The organism is Duganella sp. Leaf126, from assembly GCF_001423125.1.
Taxonomy (GTDB): domain Bacteria; phylum Pseudomonadota; class Gammaproteobacteria; order Burkholderiales; family Burkholderiaceae_D; genus Rugamonas.
On record NZ_LMNW01000001.1, the window covers coordinates 303,510 to 327,743 of the forward strand.

Here is a 24,234-nt window from a genome sequence, read left to right on the forward strand (position 1 = left end):
CAAGTCCCGATGCGTCATCTTATTTTTTACGCATGATCAACCAGCGTGGCGCCTTGAAGCGGACGAGGCGCACATAAATCCACAGATAAGCGGCGATAAATACCAGGCAGCAGCCGATTAAAATCCCCGTGTGATGCCAGAACAGCGTTGCAGGAATCACCGCCGACAACGACAACAGCCATAGATAAGGCGATGTCATCGCATTGCGGCGCAGCAGCGCACGCGCTTCCTGGGGCCCCACTGCCCATTGCACCACGCGGCGGAAGATCAGACTGTGCAAATGTATGCCATCGGGAATGATCGGCGATTTTCCGCGCACCACCAACCTGCGATACACGGAAAACAGCGTTTCGAACGCCGGATAAATCAGCAGCAAGGCCGCATACCACGTCGAGACTGCCGGATTGCGCATTGCCAGCAACAAGGCCAGTTCCCCGAGCATGAAACCGATGAAATAGGCGCCGCCGTCGCCGAGGAAAATCAGGCCGACCGGATAATTCCAGACCAGGAAGCCGGCGGTGGCGCCCGCCACCATGACGGCAGCGACCAGGACGAACGTGTCATCGACCTGCAGCGCGACATAGGCGAGCGACAGCAACATGCAGATGCACACGACACCGGCCAAGCCATTGAAGCCGTCGATGATGTTGACCGCGTTGGCGATACCGGAGACCGCCAGCACCGTCAACGGCAGGGTCAGCCACCAATGGCTCAGGGCCAGCGCGCTGAATGGCCAGTCGATACGGTCGATGCGCGCGTCGAGCAGGAAAAAGCCCAGTGCCGCCGCCCCCATGGTCAGCAACAGGCGCCGCTGCGGACTGACCCGGTTGGTGTAATCCTCGAGCAGGCCGCCGGTGAATGCTACAGCCGAGCACAGCAGCAAGGGCGCCAGCCACGCACCCAGGGCCGGATTGCGCCAGACGGCGACGGCGGAACTGAGCGCCACCGCCAGAAAGATCGACAGCCCGCCGATCCGCGCCACCCGGTGCGCATGCACCTTCTGCGCGCCGGCGCCATTGTCGAGTGCCGGTCCGTGCAGACGCGACTCCTTAATCACCAGCAAGGTCAGGAAGGCGGAAGCGATAAAGCTCAGCAAGAATGAGATCATAGACAGTCCAATGACCGAAGGCGCCTGCGATGTCGGACCAGGCAGGTTGCCACCTCGTCAACTCGATTGTACCGGATAGCGGGACACAACCGGCTACTTGCTGAATTCTATGCGCGCTGCAAAAAAAAACGCGGCGGCCGCCCGAGAGGGAGCCGCCGCAGCGATGCGCGGCGCCTGGCGCCGCAATGCGTGGGAACGATAATGGTTGCCGGTCGTAAGGGCCGGCAACTCATGGCGCTTGTTGCGAGCTCAGCCCATGCAGAGATGCAGGGCCTGCTTCCAGTCCGGCAGGCGGCAGAAGCGCGTCATCAGGCGTTCAGACGACATCACCGAATACTGCGGACGCCGGGCCGGCGTCGGATACTCGGCGCTGCCAATCGGCAGCACGCGGCACGACAGGCCTGCCGCCTCGACGATGGCCTGGGTGAATTCGAACCAGGTGGTCTGACCCTGGGCGCTCAGGTGATATACACCGCTGTGCGCGCGCCACCAGTCCGATCCGCCCTGCTGGGCTTGCGCCAGCGCCAGGGCCGTGGTGTCGGCAATCGTGCGACTCCAGGTGGGCGCGCCATGCTGGTCGGCCACCACTTTCAGTTCCTCGCGTTCCTTGGCCAGGCGCATCATGGTCAGCAAGAAATTCTTGCCGCGCATGCCATATACCCAGCTGGTGCGGAAGATCAGGTGGTCGATGCCGGCGGCAGCAATCGCCTGTTCGCCGGCCAGCTTGCTGGCGCCATAGATGTTCAGCGGGCCGGTGGCGTCGTCCTCGCCGCGCGGCGCCGGGTCGCTGCCGTCGAAGACGTAGTCGGTCGAGTAATGCACCATGGCAGCGCCGAGCAGCCTGGCTTCCTGCGCCATCAGGCCCGGCGCTTCGGCATTGACGCGGTATGCCAGTTCCGGTTCGCTTTCGGCTTTGTCCACGGCTGTGTAAGCGGCCGGGTTGACGATCAGTTGCGGACGCACGCTGCGGATCACGTCCCGTACCTGGTCAAGGTCGGACAGGTCCATGACCTGACGATCGACGGCCACCACGTCGCCCAGCCCCTGCAGGCTGCGGGCCAACTCGTAACCGACCTGGCCGGTACTACCGGTCAGCAGGATCTTCATGCGAAGACCTCGGCGTCCGCCAGCAGCACGGCCGCCTGGTCCTTGCCCGACAACTGCGGCGCGCCATCGAGCGGCCAGTCGATACCGATGGCCGGATCGTTCCACAGCACGGCGCGCTCGAACTCCGGCGCCCAGTAATCGGTCGTCTTGTACAGGAATGACGCGACCTCGGACGTGACCACGAAGCCGTGCGCAAAACCGGCCGGCACCCACAACTGGCGCTTGTTCTCGGCCGACAGCTCGATACCGAACCACTGGCCGAAAGTGGGCGAACTCTTGCGCAGATCGACCGCGACATCGAACACCGCGCCTTCCGTCACGCGCACCAGCTTGCCCTGGGCTTGCTGGATCTGGTAATGGAGGCCGCGCAGCACGCCCTTGGCCGAGCGCGAATGATTGTCCTGCACGAAGACAGGATCGACACCCGCCAGTTCCTTGAACCGGCGCGCATTATAACTTTCAAAGAAATAACCGCGATCGTCGCCGAAGACGCGCGGCTCGAGTACCAGCACGCCTTCAAGTGGAGTAGTAATCACATTCATCGGGTAACAACCTTATCTTCCAAAATTTGCAGCAAATACTGGCCATAATTGTTTTTCTTGAGTGGCTCGGCCAATTTGCGCACCTGGTCGGCCGTGATGTAACCCTTGCGGTAAGCGATTTCTTCCGGGCAGGCGACTTTCAGTCCCTGGCGCTTTTCAATGGTGGCAATAAACTGGCCTGCTTCGAGCAAGGAATCGTGGGTGCCGGTATCGAGCCAGGCCATCCCGCGCCCCATCACTTCGACCTTGAGCTTATTCTGCTCGAGGTACACGCGATTGACATCGGTAATTTCCAGTTCGCCGCGCGGCGAAGGCTTGATGCTGGCGGCGATATCGCACACCTTGTTGTCGTAGAAATACAGACCGGTCACCGCATAGTTCGACTTGGGCTGGAGCGGCTTTTCCTCGATCGAAATGGCGGTGCGGCCACCGTCGAATTCGACCACGCCATAGCGCTCGGGATCGTGGACGTGGTAGGCAAACACGGTGGCGCCCTGCGGCTCCTCGCTGGCGCTGCGCAGCAAGGCGTCGAGTTCATTGCCGTAATAGATGTTGTCGCCGAGGATCAGCGCCGATGGCGCATCGCCGATGAATTCCTTGCCGATGATGAAGGCCTGCGCCAGGCCGTCCGGCGAAGGTTGCACAGCATAGCTGAGCTTGATGCCCCACTGGCTGCCGTCGCCAAGCAAGTCCTGGAAGCGCGGCGTGTCCTGCGGCGTGGAAATGAGCAGGATTTCGGTGATGCCAGCCAACATCAGCACAGTCAGCGGATGGTAAATCATCGGCTTGTCGTAGATCGGCAGCAGCTGCTTCGACACGGCCATGGTGACCGGGTACAAGCGGGTACCGGAACCGCCGGCCAGGATGATGCCCTTGCGGTGCACGGGATTGGTGGCGGCGCTCATGGCTGGCCTTCGCGGTTGAAGTAGTTGGTTTCGACCCAGTTGGCATAGCTGCCCGACTGCACGTCGGTGACCCAGGCCTGGTTGTCGAGGTACCACTGCACGGTCTTGGCGATACCGGTCAGGAACGTCTCGGCCGGCTTCCAGCCCAGCTCACGCTCGAGCTTGCGAGCGTCGATGGCATAGCGGCGATCGTGGCCCGGGCGGTCCTTGACGTAGGTGATCTGGGCGCGGTAGCTGCTGCCGTCGGCCTTCGGTTTTTGCTGGTCGAGCATGTCGCACAGCGTGTGCACCACGTCGAGATTGGCCATCTCGTTCCAGCCGCCAACGTTGTAGGTCTCGCCCAGGCGGCCTGCCTCGAGCACACGGCGGATGGCGGCGCAGTGGTCGCTCACATACAGCCAGTCGCGCACCTGCTGGCCGTCACCGTAAATCGGCAGCGGCTTGCCGGCCTGAGCATTGGCGATGATCAGCGGGATCAGTTTTTCGGGGAAGTGGTACGGACCATAGTTGTTCGAGCAATTGGTGGTCAGCACCGGCAAGCCGTAAGTATGGAAGTACGAGCGCACCAGATGGTCGGAGGCCGCCTTGGACGCCGAATACGGGCTGTTCGGTGCAAAGGCGGTGGTTTCGGTGAACGGCGCATCGTCCGGGCCCAGGGTGCCGTACACCTCGTCGGTGGAGACATGCAGGAAGCGGAATGCCGATTTTTCCGCGTCCGGCAGCGCCGACCAGTAGGCGCGCGCCGCTTCGAGCAGGCTGAAGGTGCCGTTGATGTTGGTATTGATGAATTCGCCAGGACCGAGGATCGAGCGATCGACATGGCTTTCAGCCGCGAAGTGCACCACCGCGCGTGGCCGATGTTCCTGGAACAGCGCCAATACCTGGGCCTGGTCGCAGATATCGCCACGCACGAAAATGTGACGCGCATCCTGCTTCAGCGTGGCGAGATTGTTGAGGTTGCCCGCATAGGTGAGCTTGTCGAAGTTGACAACTGGCTCATCCGACTGCGCCAGCCAGTCGAGGACAAAGTTCGAACCGATGAAACCGGCACCACCTGTAACAAAAATCATTTAGTATCCTGCAGCAGCATTAGTGAATATTAGGCGACATTTTAGGGGAAACCTCGGTGCTGATGGGCAAAAATCGGTATCGGACCGGGATTTACCCACTGTTTTGAAATTCTTGAGCAACGTTCCAATAATTGTTTAATATGAAAACCTATGTCATCGGGGATCTGCAGGGCTGCCACGCGCAGGCGCTGTCCATGCTCGATCGCATCCACGCCCACGCTGCCGCCGACGGCGAGCCGGCGCCCCGCATCCTGTTTGCAGGCGACCTGATCAACCGGGGCCCCGATTCGCTGGCCACGCTGCGCCACGTGCGCGCGCTGGCCGTCGCCAGCGACGGCCGCATCGACAGCGTGTTGGGCAACCACGACCTGCATTTGCTGGCCGTGGCCTACGGCATCCGCGCCGAACACCGGTCCGATACGCTGGCGGACATCCTCGCCGCGCCCGACCGTGACGAACTGATCGACTGGGTGCGGCGCCGTCCGCTGGCGCTACGGATTGCTGCCGCCGGCCGGGACCATGTGCTGGTCCATGCCGGCTTGTTGCCGCAATGGCATGCCGACCAGGCGCTGGTGCTGGCCGCAGAAGTGCACGCCATGTTGCGCGGCCCGGACGACAGCTTTGCAGCTTTCCTGGCGCAGATGTACGGCAACGAACCGGCGCAATGGTCGGACCGGCTGGCCGGCGCCGACCGCCTGCGGTGCATCATCAATGCCATGACACGGCTGCGTTTTTGCGATGCGGCCGGCGTGATGGACTTCAAGATGAAGGAAAGCGGCACAGCCGATCCGGCCTCGGGGCTGATGCCGTGGTTCGACGTCCCCGACCGCCGCAGCGCGGACAGCACCGTGGTGTTCGGCCACTGGTCGGCGCTGGGCCTCACCGTCCGTCCCAACTTGATCGGTCTCGACAGCGGCTGCGTATGGGGCGGGCAGTTGTCGGCCGTCTGCCTGGAAGACCGCAGTGTATTACAGGTGCAGTGCCCGCAATTCCAGGAGCCGGCCAGGAAGCAAGCCTAACCCCGCCTGCCGCTACGCGGGCTCGCTCACCGTTACGCCAAGCGCGGCGGCAACGGCCTGCTGCGCCGCTTGCGCCAGGTCGCGCCGGTGCGTGCCGGCAGTATCGATGGCCGGCATGATCGCCACCCGTGCCGTCACCGGCGGTCCCGACAGGATCGCCACGATACTTTCGGCAAACGTCATCTCGCCGATGAAATCGACCGCGCGGTGCAAGGCGCCGCCGGCATCGACATAGCGCAGCGCGAACGGCTGCACCGGCACGCTGGCGTCAATGGCCGCTTCAAACAGGTTGGCGTGAAACGGCAGCAGCGCACCTTGTGCAGCGGTGGTGCCCTCGGGGAAGAACGCCACCCGTTCGCCGCGCTGCAGGGTCTGGACCAGTCCCTCGAAAATCAGGCGCAGGTCGCGCCGCTGGCCGCGCGCGATGAACACGGTGCCGGCTTTTTGCGCCAGCCAGCCGGCCAGCGGCCACGACCGGATTTCGGCCTTGGCCACGAAATGGCTCGGATACAGGCTGTGGATCACGAAGATATCGAGCCACGAGACGTGGTTGGCCACCACCATCGCCTGCGACAACACGGGCGCCGGCGCCGGGCCCAGCGCACCGCCATCCTCGACCACCGTCACCTTGCACAGCGCCAGCAACTGGTGCGACCAGCGCCGGATGTGATCATTGCGGCGCTCCGGCCCCAGCCAGGGGAACACGACCGCGCAAATCGCCATGCCCTGCAGCACGTGCAGCAGCACGCGCGCCAAGCGCACCATGGTAGACAGCGTCATCAGGACCGCTGGAAGGCGACGTGGCCGGCGACGATGGTGGTGCGGACCTGCCCTGCCAGGTTATAGCCGAGGAAAGGCGTGTGCTTGCCCTGGCTGGCCAGGGCGGCCGCCTCCACCGTCCAGTGGGCTGCGGGATCGAACACCACCACGTCGGCCACGGCGCCCACCGACAGGGTGCCGGCCGCCAGACCGGCGACGCGCGCCGGCTCGGACGTGATGCGGGCAATCGCCCGCGCCAGCGGCCGCATGGCGCCCGTGTCGTGCTGGCTGGCGTAGTCGGTGGCCCACTTCAGGCTCAGCGACAGCAGCAGTTCGAGGCCGGTGGCGCCCGGCGAGGCTTCGCCGAACGGCAGCAGCTTTTCGTCGTCATCGACCGGCGTGTGGTCGGAACATAGCGCGTCGATGGTGCCGTCGAGCAGGCCCAGGCGGATCGCATCGCGGTCGCGCTGGCTGCGCAGCGGTGGCGTCAGGCGGGCATTCGAATCGAAGAAGCCGATGTCGGCATCGGTCAGGTGCACATGGTGGGCGCCGACATCGCAGGTGACCGGCAAGCCTTCGGCCTTGGCGGCGCGGATCAGCGCCAGGCCGGCGGCCGACGACACGCGGCACAGGTGAACGCGGGCGCCGGTAGCGCGCATCAGTTCGAAGATCGTGTGCAGCGCGATCGTCTCGGACATCACCGGCACACCTGACAGGCCCAGGCGCGACGCCAGCGGCCCGCTGGCAGCGATGCCGCCGCGGCCGATGTGCGCATCCTGCGGGCGCAGCCACACGGTAAAGCCGAACGTGGCCGCGTACTGGAGCGCGCGCAGCAGCACATTGGTGTCCTCGATCGGCGCCTCGGCCTGCGAAAAGCCGATGCAGCCCGATTCGGTCAGCTCGGCCATTTCGGTCAGCGCCTGGCCCTTCAGGCCCATGGTCAGCGCACCGAGCGGGTGCACGTGGGCCTGGTTCAGCAAGCGGGCGCGGTGTTTCAGCATTTCGACCAGGCCCGGTTCGTCGAGCACGGGGTCGGTGTCGGGCGGGCAGACCAGGCTGGTCACGCCGCCTTGCATGGCCGCCTGCATTTCCGAGTCCAGCGTGGCCTTGTATTCGTACCCGGGTTCGCGCAGGCGCGCGGCCAGGTCCACCAGGCCGGGCGCCACCACCAGGCCGGCAGCATCGATGATGTGGTCGGCGTTGAAGCCCGCTGCGAATTCAGCCGACACCGCGCCGATGGCAGCGATCTTGCCGTCGGCAATGTACAGATCGTGCTGGCCGTCGATGCCGTTGGCCGGGTCGATCAGCTGGCCGTTCTTGACAATAATCTTGGTGTTCATCACTGCGTTCATCCCTGCGTCCCTGCCACGATGCTCATCACCGCCATGCGAACGGCGATCCCGAAAGTTACTTGCGGCAAAATGACCGCTTGCGCGCCGTCCGCCACGGCCGAATCGATTTCCACGCCACGGTTCATCGGACCGGGGTGCATCACGATGGCGTCGGGCCTGGCCAGCGCCAGCCGCTCCGGCGTCAGGCCGTAACTCTTGAAGTATTCCTGCGCCGACGGCAGCAGCGCGCCGCTCATGCGCTCGTTTTGCAGGCGCAGCATGATGATCACATCGACGTCTTTCAGGCCTTCATCCATGTTGGTGAAGGTGCGCACGCCCATCTGCTCGAGACCGCCAGGCAGCAGCGTGTGCGGGCCGATCGCGCGCACTTCCGGCACGCCGAGCGTGGTCAGCGCGTGGATATCGGAGCGCGCCACCCGGCTGTGCAGGATGTCGCCGACGATGGCCACGCGCAGGTTGGTGAAATCCTTCTTGTAGTGACGGATCGTGTACATGTCCAGCAAGCCCTGCGTGGGGTGGGCGTGGCGGCCGTCGCCGGCATTGACCACGTGCACGTGCGACTGCCGGGTTTCCATCAGGTGCTTGGCGATCAGGTACGGCGCACCGGACTGCGCGTGGCGCACCACGAACATGTCGGCGTGCATGGCCGACAGGTTGTCGATGGTGTCGAGCAGGGACTCGCCCTTGCTGGCCGACGAGGCCTGGATGTTCAGGTTGATCACGTCGGCCGACAGGCGCTTGGCGGCGATCTCGAAGGTGGTGCGGGTGCGGGTGGAATTCTCGAAGAACAGGTTGAACACCGATTTGCCGCGCATCAGCGGCACTTTCTTCACATCGCGGTCGGAAATGCCGACGAACGACGAGGCGGTATCGAGGATGTGATGGAGGATGGACTTGGGCAGCCCCTCGATCGACAGCAGATGCTGGAGTTCGCCGTGTTTGTTCAGTTGCGGGTTGAGCATGGTGGTTAGGCGTGTTCTATGGTTAGCGTGAATTGTCCGTCGTCGGCGCGCTTGAGCACGAGCGCCTGCCCTTTCTGCACGGTGACATGGGCGGCCACGAAGTCGGCTGCCACCGGCAGCTGGCGCTCGCCGCGATCGACCAGGGCGGCCAGCATGATGCGCGCCGGGCGGCCGTAGTCGAACAGCTCGTTGATCGCGGCACGCGTGGTGCGGCCCGTGTACAGCACGTCGTCGACCAGCAGGATGTTCGCTGCCGCCACATCGAAGCCGATGCTGGTCGGCTTGACCTCGGCCGGCAAGCCTTTTTTGGCGTAATCGTCGCGGTAGAACGAGACGTCGAGCACGCCGCAGCGGTCGGACAGGCCGAGGTCGGCCGCCAGGCGTTCGGCGATCCAGGCGCCGCCCGAGTGGATGCCGACGATGGCGACATCAGCGACACCGGCCAGGCCGGCCTTGACGTCCGCCAGCAGCGCGGCGTACAGCGCTTCGGCATCGAGTTGGTTGGGGTTTATTGTAGGCATGGTCAATGGGCGTCGAAATATTGTTGCAGGATGACGGCGGCGGCGCGGTCGTCGATGACCTCGCCCCGCCGGGACGCGATCACGGCCGACGAGTACCGCTCATCGACCAGCGTCACCGGCAGGTTGAAGCGGCCGTGCAGCTGGTTGGCGAACTTGCGCGCGCGCGCCGTCATGTCGTGGGGAGTGCCGTCCGGGTGCATGGGCAGCCCGACCACCAGCAGCGCAGGCTGCCATTCGTCGAGCAGGGCCCCGATGGCGGCGAACCGGGTGGCGTTGTCGATTGCGGCGATGACCTGGAGCGGCGTGGCCTGGCGCATCAGGGTATTTCCCATGGCCACACCGATGCGTTTGACGCCGAAATCGAAGGCAAAGATGGTGTCTGCTGTCACACCGACCTCACAGCGATGTCACCGTACACCACGCTTCACGCATGGCCGGCCTCGGACGCGAGCATCAGCGGGTCGATGCCGAGCAGGCGGATTGCCGCCGTGTAGCGTTGTTCGATCGGCACATCGAACAGGATGTCGGGATCGGCGCCGACCGTGAGCCAGCCATTGCGGCCGATCTCGCTCTCGAGCTGGCCCGGGCTCCAGCCCGCGTAACCGATCGATACCAGCATGCGCGGCGGCCCCTCGCCCGACGCTACCGCCTCGAGCACGTCGATCGACGTGGTAAAAGCCACGTCGCTGGTGACGGTCAGCGACGACGAATAGCGCTGGCCTGGCGTATGCAGCACGAAACCGCGGTCGTCCTGCACGGGGCCGCCGAACATCACGGGCTGATCGACCGCACTGTCCTGTTCGCTGTCGAGCTTGAGGTCGATGCGCTCGAACAGCACCTGCATGGTCATGTCGGTAGGCTTGTTGATGACCACACCCAGCACGCCGTTTTCGTTGTGTTCGCACACATAGACGACGGTGCCGCCGAACACCGGGTCTTGCATGGAAGGCATGGCGATCAGGAAGTGATTGGCCAGGTTCAGTTGCGGGGCCGGGGTCTCTGCCCCGGTGACAGTACCATCGACGGGGGCCAGCGGGTCTTCCTGTAACAAGCCGGTAACAGGAAGCATATTGCCGATTTTGCTCTTCTTCATACGCATTGCTCTCTGTGTGCGGGGCCGCGCGCTGCGGTCGGTGCTAGTATTCGCATCTAGCAAAACACCGCGTAGTTTACACTGAAATCACGACGCACCCACGATTGCGTTGCCCCACGAGACAGACATCGACTTGATGAAACACAAATCCACCCTGGTATGGCTGCGCCGCGATCTGCGGGTTTTCGACCACGTCGCCCTGCACCAGGCGCTGCAGGACAGCGACAAAGTCCACTGCGTTTTCATCTACGACACCACGATCCTGGACCCGCTGCCGCGCCAGGACCGGCGCGCCGACTTCATCCACGCCAGCCTTGCCGAGGTGGACGCCGAATTGCGCCAGCTGGGCGGCTGCCTGCTGGCGCGCCACGGCGACCCGCTTACCGAGATCCCGGCGCTGGCCGCCGAGTTGAAGGTCGATGCCGTGTATTGCAACCACGACTATGAGCCGCAGGCAATCGCACGCGACGCCGCCGTCGCCCGCGCGCTCGAAGCCGACGACCGCGCGCTGGTGGGCTTCAAGGACCAGGTGGTATTCGAGAAAAGCGAGGTGCTGTCGCAGACCGGGGGCGTCTTTTCCGTGTTCACGCCGTACAAAAACGCCTGGCTCAAGAAGCTCGACGCCGATCCGAGCGTGATCGCGCCGTTCCACATTGAGCCGCACGCAGCGCGCCTGGCGCCGCCGCCCAAGGGAGCCAAGCTGCCGACGCTCAAGCAGCTCGGTTTCGAGCCGAGCAACCTGGCCGAACTGAAGATCCCCACCGGCATGTCGGGCGCGGCGCAGCTGTTCGACGATTTTCTGGCGCGCATTGCCGACTACAAGACCGCACGCGACTTCCCGGCCGTGAAAGGCCCGTCGTACCTGTCGCTGCATTTCCGTTTCGGCACCCTGTCGGTGCGCCACCTGGTACGCACGGTGGTGGACCTGATGGCGCGCGGCAGCGGCGGCGACGGCGCAGCGGTATGGCTGTCCGAACTGATCTGGCGCGAATTCTACGCCATGATTTTGTTCCACCACCCGCACGTGGCGGGCGCCGCCTTCAAGCCGGCCTACGATGCCATCGAGTGGGAGACGGGCAAACAGGCCGACGAACTGTTTGCTGCCTGGTGCGAGGCGCGTACCGGCTACCCGCTGGTGGACGCTGCCATGCTGCAGCTGAACCAGACCGGTTATATGCACAACCGCCTGCGCATGGTGACTGCCTGCTTCCTGATCAAGGACCTGGGGATCGACTGGCGCCGCGGTGAGGCCTACTTCGCGCTGCACCTGAACGACTTCGACCTGGCCTCCAACAACGGCGGCTGGCAATGGGCGGCGTCGTCGGGCTGCGATGCCCAGCCCTACTTCCGCATCTTCAACCCGGTCAAGCAGTCGGAAAAATTCGACGGCGCCGGCAAATTCATCCGCCGTTACCTGCCGCAGCTGAGCCACCTGAGCGACAAGGAAATCCACGCGCCGTGGCTGCATGCGCGCGATGAAAAGCTCGATTATCCGGCCCCGGTCGTGATGCACGACGAAGCGCGCAAGCGCACGCTCGAGCGCTACGAGGTGGTCAAGCAGGTCAAGCCTGCCGACGCGTAAGCAGGTCCTGCATGGCGGCCAGCAGCGCCGGCTCCTGGAACGGCTTGCCGAAGAACGCATCCACGCCCAGCGTCAGCGCATGGTTGCGGTGCTTGTCGGCGCTGCGCGAGGTAATCATGATGACCGGCGTGGCCGCCGTCTGCGGATTGGCCCGCAGCTGGCGCATCAGGTCGAAGCCGTCCATGCGCGGCATTTCGATATCGACCAGCAGCAGGTCGGGGCTGACCGCGCGCAGCTGCTCGAGCGCATCGACGCCGTCATTGGCCAGCAGTACACGGTAGCCTTCGCGCTCGAGCAGGCGCGCGGTCACGCGGCGCACCGTCATCGAGTCGTCGACCACCATCACCGTGGCGCGGCAGCAGGCCGGATCTGCGCCCGCGGGGTCGTGAACCGCCTGCGCGTACTGTGCACGCGCTTCCGGGTGCTGCGCCAGGTGCTGCACCAGCGCCACCGGATTCAGGATCAACACGATGTCGCCGGAACCCAGCACGGTGGCGCCGGCGATACCGGCCATGCGTGCGAGCTGCGGACCGATATTCTTGACCACCACCTCGCGGTTGCCCAGCACCGCGTCGACCTGCAGCGCCAGCCGCTCGGCACCGTTCTTGAGCAGCATGACCGGCGCCGATTCGCCGGCCTGGGCCTCGGACGCAGCGCCAGCGCCAAGCAGCGCCGGCAGGTAATGCAGGGCGGCCTGGCGCCCGTGCAGCGTCAGGTGGCCGCTGGCGCGCGCGGCGGCCAGCGCCTCCGCGCGCATCGGCTGCACGTCGTCGACCAGGATGGCCGGCAAGGCGTAGCTGCGGCCGCCGGCAACCACCAGCACCACCTGCGTTACCGCCAGCGTCAGCGGCAGGCGGATCACGAAGCGCGTGCCCTGGCCCGGCGTCGATTCCAGGTCGACCCGGCCGCCCAGGGACTGCGCCTCGGCCTGGACGATGTCCAGGCCCACGCCGCGCCCGGACAAGGCGGTCAGCGCCTCGGCAGTGGTAAAGCCGGGTTCGAAAATCAGGTCGGCGATCTGGGCGTCGGTCACTTGCTCGTCCGCTGCCAGCAAGCCGGTGGCCAGCCCCCGGGCGCGGATGCGTTCCAGATCGAGGCCGGCGCCGTCGTCGGAAAATTCGATGACCATCTCGTTGCCCTGCTGCGCCACCTCCATCAATAGTTCGCCGGTCTCGCTCTTGCCGGCAGCAGCCCGCGCAGCGCGCGCTTCCACGCCGTGGGCGATCGCGTTGCGCAGCAGGTGCTCCAACGGTGCCGCCATGCGTTCGAGCACGCCGCGGTCGATTTCCACGCTGCCGCCGCGCAGGTCGAGGTTGACCCGCTTGTCCACCTCCTTGGCGCTCTGGCGCGCCACGCGGAACAGGCGCTCGGCGATGCTGGCGAACGGCACCATGCGCACCAGCATCAGGTCGCGCTGGAGGTCGCGCGTCACGCGTCCCTGCAATCCCAGGTCGTCGCCGGCGCGCTGCACGCCGTGCGACAGCTGCTCGTGCAGGCTGGCGGCGTCGTTCACGCTCTCGGCCATCATGCGCGTGAGTTCCTGCAGGCGGGTGAAGCGGTCGAATTCGAGCGGATCGAAATCGCGCTCGCCGAGGTCGGCCCGGCGCGACATGCTCGACGCGATCTGCGATTCGGCCTGCATATCGATTTCACGCAGCTGGCGCCGCAGGCGCGCCAGGTTGTCGGCCGCGTCGCCGAGCATGGCGCGCATGGCGCCCACTTGGTCTTCCAGCCGCGCGCGCGCGATCGCCACTTCGCCGGCCTGGTTGACCAGCCGGTCGAGGATGTCGGCACGCACCCGCACCAGCGGAGACTTCGCCGGCTGGTCGTCGGCCCACGACGGCGCCGCCGGCGCGGCATCGGGGGCGCCGCCCTGCTGCAACTGCTCGAACAGCAGCAGGGCGTGGTCGTAATGGGCCAGCAGTTCGTCGAACGCCGCAGGCGTGGCAGCACCGCCGTGCACCATGTTGCCGATGTGGGTTTCGATGTCGTGCACATGCTGGCCCAGACGCATGGCCCCCGCCATGCGCGCGCTGCCTTTGATTGTATGCAGCAGCCGCAGCAAGCCCTGCGCGTGGCTGGCGTCAGTCGGCGCGGCCTGCCAGGCGCGCAATGCTTCGCCCACCTGCGGCAGCAGGTCGGCGCCCTCTTCCAGGAACACAGCCAGCAGCTCGGCATCGAGTTCGTCGTGGAAGACCGCCGGCGCAGCATTGCACTGCGGCGCAGCCGCCAGCGGCAGTTCGGTGATGCCGGCACCGGCCGTGGCGTGGAACGACGACGCTTCCGTTTCCGCGGCGGCGTCCGCCTGGGGGCGATCCTGGAATGCCGTATGCGGTTCAGCCTGTGAGTTCGACTGCGGTTCAGCCTGTGATTCCGTCTCTGGTTCCGCCTGTGATTCCGTCTTTGGTTGCGGCTGTGATTCCGTCTCTGGTTCCGCTTGTGATTCCGTCTCTGGTTGCGGCTGTGCTTCCGTCTCTGGTTTCGCCTGTGATTCCGCCGGCATCTCCGCGTGCGCTTCTGCCTCGTCGTGCGTCCGAGCTTCCATTTGCGTTTCCGCCTCGGGTGGCCCCTGCGTCGACGCGGCGGCGTGCAGGTCGGGGTGCGTGGCCGACTGCGCTGCCGGCGCTGCCGGCGGCAGCTGCTGGCCGCCAGCGTCCGCTCCCGGGTTGGCTGCGGACGTGAACTCCGGTTGCGCAGTCAACGCAGCGCCCGCAGTGGCCGCCGCAACCGGCGCGGCAAGCTGCAACGCCGGATCGGCAAACGCCTCGTCGAAGGCGGCGTTGAACAGGTCGTCGATGTCGTCGTCCACGCGTGGCGCAGCCGTGGCCGCCGCGACTGTCCCTGGCGCCGGCACCGGCGCCGCGCCGGCCGGCACGCTGCCGCTCAGTGCTGCGTACACCTGGCGGAACATGGCGTCGAGCGGGGCTTCGTCCGGCGCGGGAACGCCGGACGCCTGCGCATCGAGGTTCGCTGCATCGGCAGCCGCTGCATCGGCAGCCGCTGCTTCGGCAGCCGCTGCTTCGGTGATCCCTGCATCGGTGGCCGCTGCGTCGGCAGCCGCTGCTTCGGGCGGTGCGGTGCCGGAAGCAGAAGCGCCGATGGCTGAAGCACCGGCGCCGGGCGTCTCCGACGGCGGCACACCGGCAGTCAGCAGGTCGTACGCCTGACGGAACATGGCGTCGAGCGGGGACTCGTCCGGTGCGCGGACGCCGGACGCACGGGTATCGTGGTCTGCTGCGTCGGCATCCGCAGCATCGGTAGCCGCTGCTTCGGCAACAGCTGCTTCGGGCGCCGCTGTGTAGGACGCCGAAGCGTCGGCGGCTGAAGCGCCGGCGCGGGGCGTCTCCGACGGCGCTACCTCGGCAGTCAGCAGGTCGTACACCTGACGGAACATGGCGTCGAGCGGCGATTCCGTCGCTGGCGGTGCCGTATCCGAAGGCATTTCTTTGCCGAGCGACGCTTCGCCGCCCAGCACAGGTTCCTCGGTGACCGGTTGTGCATCGCCGGTCGGCGCTCCTCGCTGCGCCTGGCCGTCGGCCACCAACTGGTCGAGATGCGCCTCCAGCGCTGGGTTGGCGGCCGGCGCGGCGGCCTGGGCTTGCGTGCGCAGCGCCGCCAACGCGGCGATCAGTTCCGGCTGGGCGGCCGGCGCGGCGCCGCTGCCTGCCGTGGCGACCATCTGTTGCAAGCGCTGGGCGGTGAAATCGAACAGGTCGTGCTGCGCCTGGTCCAGGAACAGGAAGGCGGCTGGCGCCTGCAGCGCGGCCAGCGTGTCTTCCAGCGCCAGCGCCAGTTCGCGCAGGGCGGCAGCGCCGACCGTGCCCGCAATGCCGGCCAGCGTGTGGGCCGCGCGCAGCGACTGCGGCGCCGCCGGGCGCTGTGCGACCTGCCGCCAGGCGCCGAAATCGTGCACCAGCTGGTCCACCAGCGCGCTTGCCTCGTCGAAAAAAATGGCCAGCAGCGGCGCCGGCGCGGACAAGCCGCCGGCAGTGGCAGCGTGCGTAACGCCGTCGAGCACGCGCGCCGCATCGTCGGCCAGGGCTTGCACGCGGTCGCGCAGCGGCGCCAGCGCGCCCTGGTCTGCCAGCAGATCGGTCCAGCCGCGCACCGCGCGCGCGCAGCGTTCGAGCAAGGCGTGCAGCGCATCGTTTGCCGGGCGTTGTTCAGCGAGCCAGGTGTTCAGCACCCGCTCGACCGCCTGCGCGCCGTCGGCGAAGTCGTCGAGCGCCACGGCGCGCGCGCTGCCCTTCAGGGTATTGAACGAGCGGCGCAGCATGATCAGGCGCTGTTCATCGGCGTGGCCGCCGTGCGGTGCACGGGTGTCTGCCGGCCGGTCAGCCACCTCGCCGGCCAGCGCGGCATCGACGCCGTCGAGCGTCTCGCGCGCTTCCGCGATGAACAAGGCCAGCAGGTGCGGCGCATCGGCCGCCGTTTCTGCTGCCGCCGCCAGCTCGGGCGGGGGGGCCGGCGCGGGCGCCGGCACCGCCTGGTCGAGTACGGGAATCGCTTCCGCACCCGGCATTTTGGCAAACGGCACGGCGCGGAAACTGCCCTGCTGCGCATCGTAGGCGTAGCGCTCGTGCGCGCCGGCTGCATTGTGCGCCAGCAGTTCGGCAAAGAAGCCCAGCGCACTGACGTTGTGCACCACGTCGTCGAGCGTCCTGGCCTGCAGCGCCAAGTCGCCGCTCTGGTCGGTCCGCGTTGCCAGCGTGTCCAGTTGCGCGCGCACCTGCAGGGACGCCTGCGCAGCCGCCGGCTGCTCGAGGTCGGCCAGCGTGGCATGCAGCGCATCGAGCACCGGCAGCATCGCCGTCAGGCCTGCCCGCTGCTGCGGATCGGCATGGAAGCGGTCCAGCGCATGCTCGACCGCGCGCAACGCCTCCTTGATCTCGGCGGTGGTCTGCGCTGGCGGCGCGTCTTGCCAGGACCGCGCCTGGGCCGGCGCCAGCGCGTCGCGCTGACCGTAGCGGCGGCGCTCGTAATCGGGCGGCACCAGCCCGGCCAGCGCGAACGCCGCGTGCAGCGCGCGCGCGGTGGCCGAACTGCTGTCCGCCCCGGCCACCGCGACAAAGAACAGCGCGTCGCGCAACATGGCGTCCGGTTGCGCCGGGTTGCCCTGGCTCAGGCGCCGTAATTGCAGGTTGATCAGGCCGAACAGCTGCTTGACCGGCACGCTGGCGGCGATGTCGCCGCCCGCCACCAGCTCGGCGAACGCCTGCAATGCCAGCCAGAAGGTCCGCGGCTTATCTTGCCGCTGGCCGGCCGCCACCGCTGCCACGGCCTCGGTCAGGGCGGCCGCATGGGCGCGCTGCTGCGCGGCGTCCGTGCTTTTCAGGTAAGGCAGCAGCGCGCGCTCGAAGCGCTGGCGGCAGGCGACATAGTCCGGCTCGGCGTCGGTCCCGCTCTGCGCTGCGACCGGCGCCGGTTCCACCGTGCGCGCCAGGTCCGGGAAAAACAGGTCGGCGGGATGGATGCGCTCGGCGCCCACGATGTCCTGCACCGCGCGGTAGTATGGATACAGTCTGGCCGGTTGCGACGGCGCGCCGCCGAGCAGCTCCTCCAGGTACTCGACCAGCGCCAGGTACAGCTGGGTCACCGCGTCCACGTGGTCGGCGCTGCACTTGACGGCGCCGGACTTGAAACGATCGAGTGCGGTTTCCGCCAGCGCCGTGACCTGGACCACGCCCTCCACGTCCACCATCTGCAAGGCGCCGTGCGCCTGGTGCAGATGGGTTTTGGCCAGCTGCAGCCGGGTCGCCTGGTCTTCGGCAGCCAGGCCGCCCGCTTCCTGCAGCGCGGTGCGCGAGCGGGCCAGGGCTTCGCGGATTTCCTCCATGACCCAGGACAGCGGACCGGTATCGATCGGGGCCCGGGCTGCTGCTGGCGTGGATGTGTCTATGCTCGTCATTGCTGGTACCAGCCTTTCAATGTTGTGCCGCTCAGGAGGCGATGCGGAACCGCGCCACCGAGTTTTTCAGTTCCTGCGCCAGGGCCGCCAGTTTGTGGATCGACTGCGCCGTGTGCTGCGTGCCTTCCTGGGTCTGTTCGGTCACGGCCAGGATCTGGCCGATGTCATGCGCCACGCCGCCGACCGACGCGGCCTGTTCGCCGGTCGCCTGGGCAATGCCGGAAATCAGTTCCGCCAGCCGGTTCGACACGTGCGAGATATCGGTCAGGGCGGCGCCGGCAGCGTCGGACAGCCGGGTGCCTTCGACCACCCCGCGCGTGGACTTTTCCATGGCGGCCACCGCATCGTGGGTATCGTTCTGGATGGTGCGCACCAGCGCACCGATCTGCCTGGCCGCCGCTGCCGAGCGCTCGGCCAGCCGCTGTACTTCCTCGGCCACCACCGTGAACCCGCGCCCGGCCTCGCCGGCGGACGCCGCCTGGATCGCGGCGTTGAGCGCCAGCACATTGGTTTGCTCGGTGATGTCGGAGATCAGTTCGGTGATCTCGCCGATTTCCTGCGACGACTCGCCCAGGCGCTTGATGCGCTTGGACGTGTCCTGGATCTGGTCGCGGATTTCGTGCATGCCGAAGATGGCGTTGGCCACGGCGGTGGACCCCAGATCGGCGGCCGCCACCGACTGCCGCGCGACGTCGGCCGAGACGCTGGCAGAGCGCGACACTTCGGTGATCTGGTCGGCCATGCGCACCACGGTGCTGCTCACGCCCTGGATTTCGCGCGACTGCTGCTGCGAGGCGCGCAGCAAGTCGCTGGCCACGCTGTGCGCGTGGAGCGCGGCGCGCGTGACCTGTTCGGCGGTGGCTGTCACCCGCCCTACCAGCACGCGCAGTTCCTCCACCGTGTAATTGACGGTGTCGGCGATGGCGCCGGTGACGTTTTCCGACACCGTGGCGCGCACGGTCAAATCGCCGTCGGCCACCTTTTGCAGCTCGTTCATCAGGCGCAGGATGGCGACCTGATTGCGCGCGTTGGTTTCCCTGGCCGCCTCCTCCTTGCGCTGCGATTCGATGCGCATGGCTTCGGCCTCGCGGCGGCGGCGGTCGGCGCCGCGCGTGCGGTTGTTGGAATCGACCAGCAGCACGCGGCCGATTGCCGCCGCCATCAGCAGCGTGAAGACGCCGCAGCCGACCATCAGCCAGAAGGTGAAGCCGAGCGAATCCTGCTGCGCGCGGTAGGCCTGCTGCAGCGTGTACAGGCGCTGGCGCAGCGCCTCGTTTTCGTTGAAGATCAGGCGCGCGGCATTCTTGGCGGCGCTGAATTTATCGAGCTTGTCGAGGATCGCCGCCACCAGGCGCTGGTAGTCCTCGAACTGCGCCTTGAGCGCGCCGATTTTTTCGCGCAGCTCCGGTTCGCGCACGGCGCTCAAACCCTGCGCGGCGCTGCCTTCCAGCAGTGCGTCGAGCGTGGTGCGAAACACGGTGGTATCGCGCCCCAGCTGGAACGCCGCTTCGGAGCCGGCGCTGCCGGCGGTCAGAAAGTCGCTGGCGCTGCGGCTCATGCGCTGGGTGAGCATGGCGAGCTTGCCCAGCGCGGCGATCTCGCGCGCCGAGCCGCCGCCCGCCAGGCGCAGCGCGCCGATCTCCTCCACGCGCGCCAGCAGGTCGGGCGACATGGCGTTCAGCTTCTGCAGGGTCTGGTCCACGCCGCTGAGGTCCGCCTTCAGGGTCAGGATGCTGGCAGCGGCCAGGTCGGTGGGCCCCCACTGCCGGCGCACCGATTCCACCAGCGCGGCCAGGTCGGCGCCGGGCGCCTGCAACTGGCGGCCCTGCACCCGGCCGCCGCGCGTCATGAGCCGGATGTCGCTGGTCAGTTCGCGCCGGCTTTCCTCGAGCTGCCTGAACGCTTCGTCGCTGCCCTGCACCGCGTTCGGTGCCGCCTTGCCGATCCGCTGCGAGTGCATCAGCGCATCGCTGGCCACCTGGGTCTGGGCGGAGCGGTTGGCGCTGTGGATGGTGTTCAAGGCAACGCAGGCGGCGGAGACGCTGAGGCTGATGCCGAGCGCGGTGGACAGGATGCTCAGCTGGCGCTGGGTGGGCAGGCGGCCGATCAGCGGCAGCCGCCGCAGCCAGGGCCGCGTGTCCTGCTGGGCGTCATCGGCAGCGGCAGCAGCGGCAGCGTTGGCGGTTTCCAGGCGATCGAGCGCATGGCGCAGGCGCGCCGGTCCGCCCCGGCTGGCGCGGGTAGCGGCGATGTGGTCGAAGGCCTGCTGGTCCAATCCCGTTCCCTCCCCTAAAACCCGACCTGGGCAAAGCGCGGCTCGCGCACCAGCTGCGCCAGGTCCAGCAGCGTCCAGCGCCGGTCGTCGGCATCGTCGAAGCAGCGCCTGGCCCAGGACGGCGCCGCAGGCTCGGCGCCCGCCGGTTCCAACACCGGTGCCGACACTGCGCGCATCGCCGACGAAGTGCGCAGGCCCAGCACGCGGTCGGCCAGCAACGCGCAATTAAACCCCAGTCTAGGCGAAAAGGTGATCAGCCGGCGCTCGGCCAACGCAGCACGCCGGGCCGGTTCGGCAGTAGCGGCCCCGTCACCGGCAGCCGCAGCGGCGCCGAGGTCAGTATCAGCGCCAGCATCGGCGTCGGCAGGCCCGGGCTGGCCCAGGTAGCGCGCCAGGTCGATCACGCCGGTCAGGTCGCCCCGGATATTGGCCAGCCCCAGGTACCACGGGCGCGCCAGCGGCACCGGCGCCACCGGCTGCGGCATGACGATTTCGCCGATCTGGGTCAGGTCGAGCAGGTAGTGGCGCGCGCCGATCGTCACGCCGAGTTCGCGCACCCCGGTGGCCGTGCCGCTGCGGGCCGCCTGCACGCGCTCGATCAGTTGCGCCTGGAACTGGCGCAGGCGCTCGCGGCGCTCAGCGCCCGGTGCGCCAGGGGTGGCGGGATCGGCGTGTGCGGGCGGGTTGCGGTCCATCGCTCAGCCGAGGGCGGCGATCTTGTCCAGCAGTTCGTCCGCCCTGACCGGCTTGACCAGGTAGTCGCGCGCGCCCTGGCGCATGCCCCAGATGCGGTCCGTCTCCTGGTCCTTGCTCGAGCAGATAATCACCGGCACCTCCTTGAGCACCGGGTCGCGCGCAATCGCGCGCGTGACCTGGAAGCCGTTCGCGCCCGGCATCACCACGTCCATCAGGATCAGGTCGGGCTTGTCGTCGCGCAGCTTGCGCAGCGCTTCCTCGCCGCTGTCGGCGGTGTCCACCGTGTAGCCTTGCCGGACCAGGATGTCGGTCAGGTAGTAGCGCTCGGTGGGCGAGTCGTCGACGATCAGTATGCGTTGTATGGCCATGCTTCCCCCTGCGGGTAACGTAATCTGGTGAGCTTAATCCGGCGCGCCGGTGGTGTGCGCGCGGACTGCGGCCAGCATGCCGTCCCGCGTGAACGGTTTGGCCAGGCAGGCGGCGGAACCGGCCTGAACGCCGCGCGCGCGGTCGAACAGCCCATCCCTGGACGACAGCATCAGCACCGGTGTGGCGCGGAATGCCGCGCTGCGCTTGATCAGCGCACAGGTCTGGTAACCGTCCATGCGCGGCATGACGATGTCGCAGAATACCAGCGCCGGGCGATGGTCGGCGATCTTGGCCAGGGCGTCGAAACCGCTGTCGGCCAGTACCACGCGGTAACCGGCGCCGGACAGGAACATCTCGGCCGAACGCCGGATGGTGCTGCTGTCGTCGATGACCATGATCGTCAAGGCGTCACTCATGACGCCACCATAGCACATGCGCCCCGCTGCAACGGCGTGCCGGGACGTGCGGAGCGCGGGCTCCGGTCAGATCGCGACCATTTCGAAATCGTCCTTGCGGGCGCCGCATTCGGGGCAGCTCCAGTTCATCGGCACGTCGGCCCAGCGGGTGCCGGGGGCGATGCCTTCGTCGGGCAGGCCGGCCTGTTCGTCGTAGATCCAGCCGCAGATCAGGCACATCCAGGTCTGGAAGTCCTGCGTTGTTTCATTGCTACTCACGTTCTGCCACCCTTCAATCAAGTAAAATGCCGAATCAGGTATCTTAATCTACCCGCCGTGCAAATCCAAACTTCTCCGCTCATATTAAGCTTCGGCGCAGCCGACCCCGCAGGCGCCACCGGCGTCCAGGCCGACCTGGCCGCGTTCTCGGCGCTGTCGTGCACCGGCGTGGCAGCCACCACCGCGTTGCTGATCGGCGACACGGCGCGCATCGAGGACACCCAGGAAATCGACGCCGACTGGGTGGCCGACCAGGCCCGCGTGGTCCTCGAGGATATGACCATGGCGGCCTTCAAGGTCGGCGCGCTGACCAATGTCGAACAGGTGGCGGCGATCGCCGAGATCCTGTCCGACTACCCCGATGCGCCGCTGATCCTCGACCCGTTCAGTTCGCGCCTGCCCGACCTGCCCGACGACGAAGCCGAAGAACTGCTGACCGCCGTACGCCAGCTGCTGGTGCCGCAGGCCACGCTGCTGATGCTGTCGGTGGTGGAGCTGGGCCGGCTGGCCGAAACCTGGCGCGACGGCGGTGACGGCATCGACAACATGCTGCAATCGGACGTCGAGCACCTGATCGCGCTCGGCTGCGAATACGTGCTGGTCACCGGCACCCAGTCCGGCGCCATGCAGGCCAAGGTGGGCAACCGCACCGTGCCGAACGCGCTGGCCAACACCTTGTACCATGCAGACGGTATGATCAGCCACGACGCCTGGCAGCACCTGCCCGGTCCCTTTATCGGCGCCGGCGGCACGCTGTCGGCCGCGATCACCGCCTTCATGGCGCGCGGCGTGGACGTCCCGGAAGCGGTCAAGGCGGCGCAGGAGTACACCGTGGGCGCCCTGGCCCATGCGCAGCGCTACGGCATGGGCAAGTTCGTGCCGAACCGCTTCTTCCACCTGCTGACGACGGCCGCCGACATGCAATAGCGCGCAGCGTCGCGCCGTTTCATCCATCCACTACGAGATACCGCTATGACCACGATTTCCAACAACGACACGCTGTTCGCCCGCGCCCAGAACACCACGCCCGGCGGCGTCAATTCGCCGGTGCGCGCCTTCCGCTCGGTGGGCGGCACGCCGCGTTTCATCAGCCGCGCCGAAGGCCCGTATTTCTGGGACGCCGACGACAAGCGCTATATCGACTACATCGGCTCGTGGGGCCCGGCCATCGTCGGCCACGCCCACCCGGAGGTGGTACAGGCAGTGCAGGCGGCCGCCGCACGCGGCCTGTCGTTCGGCGCGCCGACGCTGGGCGAGGTGGAAATGGCCGAGGAAATCTGCCGCCTGGTGCCGTCGCTGGAACAGGTGCGGCTGGTGTCGTCGGGCACCGAAGCCACCATGAGCGCGCTGCGCCTGGCGCGCGGCGCCACCGGCCGCGACAAGATCGTCAAGTTCGAGGGCTGCTACCACGGCCACGCCGATTCGCTGCTGGTCAAGGCCGGCAGCGGCCTGCTCACCTTCGGCAACCCCACCTCGGCCGGCGTGCCGGAGGACTTCGTCAAGCACACGCTGGTGCTCGACTATAACGACGTCGCGCAACTCGAAGAAGCATTCGCCAACTTCGGCGACGAGATCGCCTGCGTGATCGTCGAGCCGGTCGCCGGCAACATGAATCTGATCAAGGCCGATCCGGCCTTCCTGCAGGCCGCGCGCGACCTGTGCACCGCTAACGGCGCCCTGCTGATTTTCGACGAAGTGATGTGCGGCTTCCGCGTCGCGCTGGGCGGCGCCCAGGCGCTGTACGGCATCACGCCCGACCTGACCGCGCTGGGCAAGGTGATCGGCGGCGGCCTGCCGGTGGCGGCCTTCGGCGGCAGCGCGCAGCTGATGTCGCACATGGCGCCGCTGGGCGCCGTGTACCAGGCCGGCACGCTGTCGGGCAACCCGGTGGCGGTGGCGGCAGGCATGACCACCCTCAGGCTGATCCAGGAGCCGGGCTTTTACGAGCGCCTGGGCGCCACCGCGCAGCGCCTGGCGCAGGGCCTGACGGCAGCCGCCAGGGACGCCGGCGTGCAGTTCTGCGCCGATGCGGTCGGCGGCATGTTCGGCCTGTATTTCAGCGCCACGCCGCCGCACAACTACGCCGAGATGATGGCGGGCGACCGCGAGCGCTTCAACGCTTTCTTCCACGCGATGCTGGACGAAGGCGTGTATTTCGCCCCGGCCGCATTCGAAGCGGGCTTCGTCTCGGCCCAGCACACCGATGCCGTGATCGACGAGACGATTGCCGCTGCCGGCCGCGTGTTCAAGAAACTCGCGGCCTGACGCCGCCGCGTCGGCCCACGCGCTTAA

General features: G+C 67.1%; 21 protein-coding genes. 4 read left to right on the forward strand and 17 right to left on the reverse strand.

Annotated elements, in window-relative coordinates:
- Positions 1 to 19: 19 nt before the first annotated feature.
- The 5 genes from ASF61_RS01230 to rfbB form a co-directional block, all read right to left on the reverse strand.
- Complete coding sequence (locus ASF61_RS01230; RefSeq protein ID WP_056150337.1) at positions 20 to 1,108, reverse strand: glycosyltransferase; 1,089 nt, start codon at positions 1,106 to 1,108, stop codon at positions 20 to 22.
- Between the two features lie 249 nt (positions 1,109 to 1,357).
- Positions 1,358 to 2,215 (reverse strand): dTDP-4-dehydrorhamnose reductase, encoded by an 858-nt coding sequence (gene rfbD, locus ASF61_RS01235; RefSeq protein WP_056150339.1) that lies wholly within the window; start codon positions 2,213 to 2,215, stop codon positions 1,358 to 1,360.
- On the reverse strand, positions 2,212 to 2,757 hold the full coding sequence (gene rfbC / locus ASF61_RS01240; RefSeq protein ID WP_056150341.1) for a dTDP-4-dehydrorhamnose 3,5-epimerase: 546 nt from the start codon (positions 2,755 to 2,757) through the stop codon (positions 2,212 to 2,214). The genes rfbD and rfbC overlap by 4 nt, the downstream gene beginning before the upstream one ends.
- Complete coding sequence (gene rfbA, locus ASF61_RS01245) at positions 2,754 to 3,662, reverse strand: glucose-1-phosphate thymidylyltransferase RfbA (protein ID WP_056150343.1); 909 nt, start codon at positions 3,660 to 3,662, stop codon at positions 2,754 to 2,756. The genes rfbC and rfbA overlap by 4 nt, the downstream gene beginning before the upstream one ends.
- Positions 3,659 to 4,732 carry a dTDP-glucose 4,6-dehydratase gene (gene rfbB, locus ASF61_RS01250; protein ID WP_056150344.1) on the reverse strand — a complete coding sequence of 358 codons (1,074 nt, stop codon included), beginning with the start codon at positions 4,730 to 4,732 and terminating at the stop codon, positions 3,659 to 3,661. The genes rfbA and rfbB overlap by 4 nt, the downstream gene beginning before the upstream one ends.
- Before the next feature lie 140 nt (positions 4,733 to 4,872).
- Between rfbB and ASF61_RS01255 the strand changes: the two genes are divergently transcribed.
- Positions 4,873 to 5,751 carry a symmetrical bis(5'-nucleosyl)-tetraphosphatase gene (locus tag ASF61_RS01255; RefSeq protein WP_056150347.1) on the forward strand — a complete coding sequence of 293 codons (879 nt, stop codon included), beginning with the start codon at positions 4,873 to 4,875 and terminating at the stop codon, positions 5,749 to 5,751.
- A gap of 12 nt (positions 5,752 to 5,763) precedes the next feature.
- Here the strand turns inward: ASF61_RS01255 and ASF61_RS01260 are convergent, their stop codons facing one another.
- The 6 genes from ASF61_RS01260 to ASF61_RS01285 are packed head-to-tail and all read right to left on the reverse strand — an operon-like array spanning position 5,764 to position 10,438.
- Positions 5,764 to 6,531: a 1-acyl-sn-glycerol-3-phosphate acyltransferase gene (locus ASF61_RS01260; protein WP_056150349.1), complete on the reverse strand. Its 768-nt coding sequence runs from the start codon at positions 6,529 to 6,531 to the stop codon at positions 5,764 to 5,766.
- Positions 6,531 to 7,862, reverse strand: coding sequence for a dihydroorotase (locus ASF61_RS01265; RefSeq protein ID WP_056150351.1), 1,332 nt, complete (start codon positions 7,860 to 7,862; stop codon positions 6,531 to 6,533). The genes ASF61_RS01260 and ASF61_RS01265 overlap by 1 nt, the downstream gene beginning before the upstream one ends.
- Complete coding sequence (locus ASF61_RS01270) at positions 7,859 to 8,824, reverse strand: aspartate carbamoyltransferase catalytic subunit (protein ID WP_056150353.1); 966 nt, start codon at positions 8,822 to 8,824, stop codon at positions 7,859 to 7,861. Before ASF61_RS01270 ends, ASF61_RS01265 begins: the two co-directional genes overlap by 4 nt.
- 5 nt (positions 8,825 to 8,829) lie before the next feature.
- Positions 8,830 to 9,345 carry a bifunctional pyr operon transcriptional regulator/uracil phosphoribosyltransferase PyrR gene (gene pyrR / locus ASF61_RS01275; RefSeq protein ID WP_056150355.1) on the reverse strand — a complete coding sequence of 172 codons (516 nt, stop codon included), beginning with the start codon at positions 9,343 to 9,345 and terminating at the stop codon, positions 8,830 to 8,832.
- 2 nt (positions 9,346 to 9,347) lie between these two features.
- Complete coding sequence (gene ruvX, locus ASF61_RS01280) at positions 9,348 to 9,734, reverse strand: Holliday junction resolvase RuvX (RefSeq protein WP_056150357.1); 387 nt, start codon at positions 9,732 to 9,734, stop codon at positions 9,348 to 9,350.
- A gap of 35 nt (positions 9,735 to 9,769) precedes the next feature.
- Positions 9,770 to 10,438 carry a YqgE/AlgH family protein gene (locus ASF61_RS01285; protein WP_056150359.1) on the reverse strand — a complete coding sequence of 223 codons (669 nt, stop codon included), beginning with the start codon at positions 10,436 to 10,438 and terminating at the stop codon, positions 9,770 to 9,772.
- 136 nt (positions 10,439 to 10,574) lie between these two features.
- On the opposite strand from ASF61_RS01285, the gene ASF61_RS01290 reads away from it, so the two are divergent.
- Positions 10,575 to 12,020, forward strand: a complete 1,446-nt coding sequence (locus tag ASF61_RS01290; protein WP_056150361.1) for a deoxyribodipyrimidine photo-lyase — start codon at positions 10,575 to 10,577, stop codon at positions 12,018 to 12,020.
- Here ASF61_RS01290 and ASF61_RS01295 read toward each other — a convergent pair.
- From ASF61_RS01295 to ASF61_RS01320, 6 genes are all read right to left on the reverse strand, one after another.
- Positions 12,001 to 17,928, reverse strand: a complete 5,928-nt coding sequence (locus tag ASF61_RS01295) for an Hpt domain-containing protein (protein WP_082491145.1) — start codon at positions 17,926 to 17,928, stop codon at positions 12,001 to 12,003. The two genes, ASF61_RS01290 and ASF61_RS01295, sit on opposite strands and share 20 nt — an antisense overlap.
- A 31-nt stretch (positions 17,929 to 17,959) precedes the next feature.
- Positions 17,960 to 20,203, reverse strand: coding sequence for a methyl-accepting chemotaxis protein (locus ASF61_RS01300; RefSeq protein ID WP_056150364.1), 2,244 nt, complete (start codon positions 20,201 to 20,203; stop codon positions 17,960 to 17,962).
- A 14-nt stretch (positions 20,204 to 20,217) separates the two neighbouring features.
- Entirely contained in the window at positions 20,218 to 20,898 is a 681-nt protein-coding gene (locus tag ASF61_RS01305; RefSeq protein WP_056150366.1) for a chemotaxis protein CheW, read from the reverse strand.
- Between the two features lie 3 nt (positions 20,899 to 20,901).
- Complete coding sequence (locus tag ASF61_RS01310) at positions 20,902 to 21,267, reverse strand: response regulator transcription factor (RefSeq protein WP_056150368.1); 366 nt, start codon at positions 21,265 to 21,267, stop codon at positions 20,902 to 20,904.
- A 33-nt stretch (positions 21,268 to 21,300) separates the two neighbouring features.
- A complete protein-coding gene (locus ASF61_RS01315) occupies positions 21,301 to 21,684 on the reverse strand; it encodes a response regulator (protein WP_156369419.1) in 384 nt (127 codons plus the stop codon).
- Positions 21,685 to 21,750: 66 nt separating this feature from the next.
- Positions 21,751 to 21,903 carry a rubredoxin gene (locus ASF61_RS01320; RefSeq protein ID WP_020701174.1) on the reverse strand — a complete coding sequence of 51 codons (153 nt, stop codon included), beginning with the start codon at positions 21,901 to 21,903 and terminating at the stop codon, positions 21,751 to 21,753.
- Positions 21,904 to 21,999: 96 nt separating this feature from the next.
- Between ASF61_RS01320 and ASF61_RS01325 the strand changes: the two genes are divergently transcribed.
- On the forward strand, positions 22,000 to 22,869 hold the full coding sequence (locus ASF61_RS01325) for a bifunctional hydroxymethylpyrimidine kinase/phosphomethylpyrimidine kinase (RefSeq protein WP_056150372.1): 870 nt from the start codon (positions 22,000 to 22,002) through the stop codon (positions 22,867 to 22,869).
- Between the two features lie 45 nt (positions 22,870 to 22,914).
- The gene (hemL, locus tag ASF61_RS01330) at positions 22,915 to 24,207 is read left to right on the forward strand and encodes a glutamate-1-semialdehyde 2,1-aminomutase (RefSeq protein WP_056150374.1); all 1,293 of its coding nucleotides are present in this window, start codon (positions 22,915 to 22,917) and stop codon (positions 24,205 to 24,207) included.
- Positions 24,208 to 24,234: the final 27 nt, after the last annotated feature.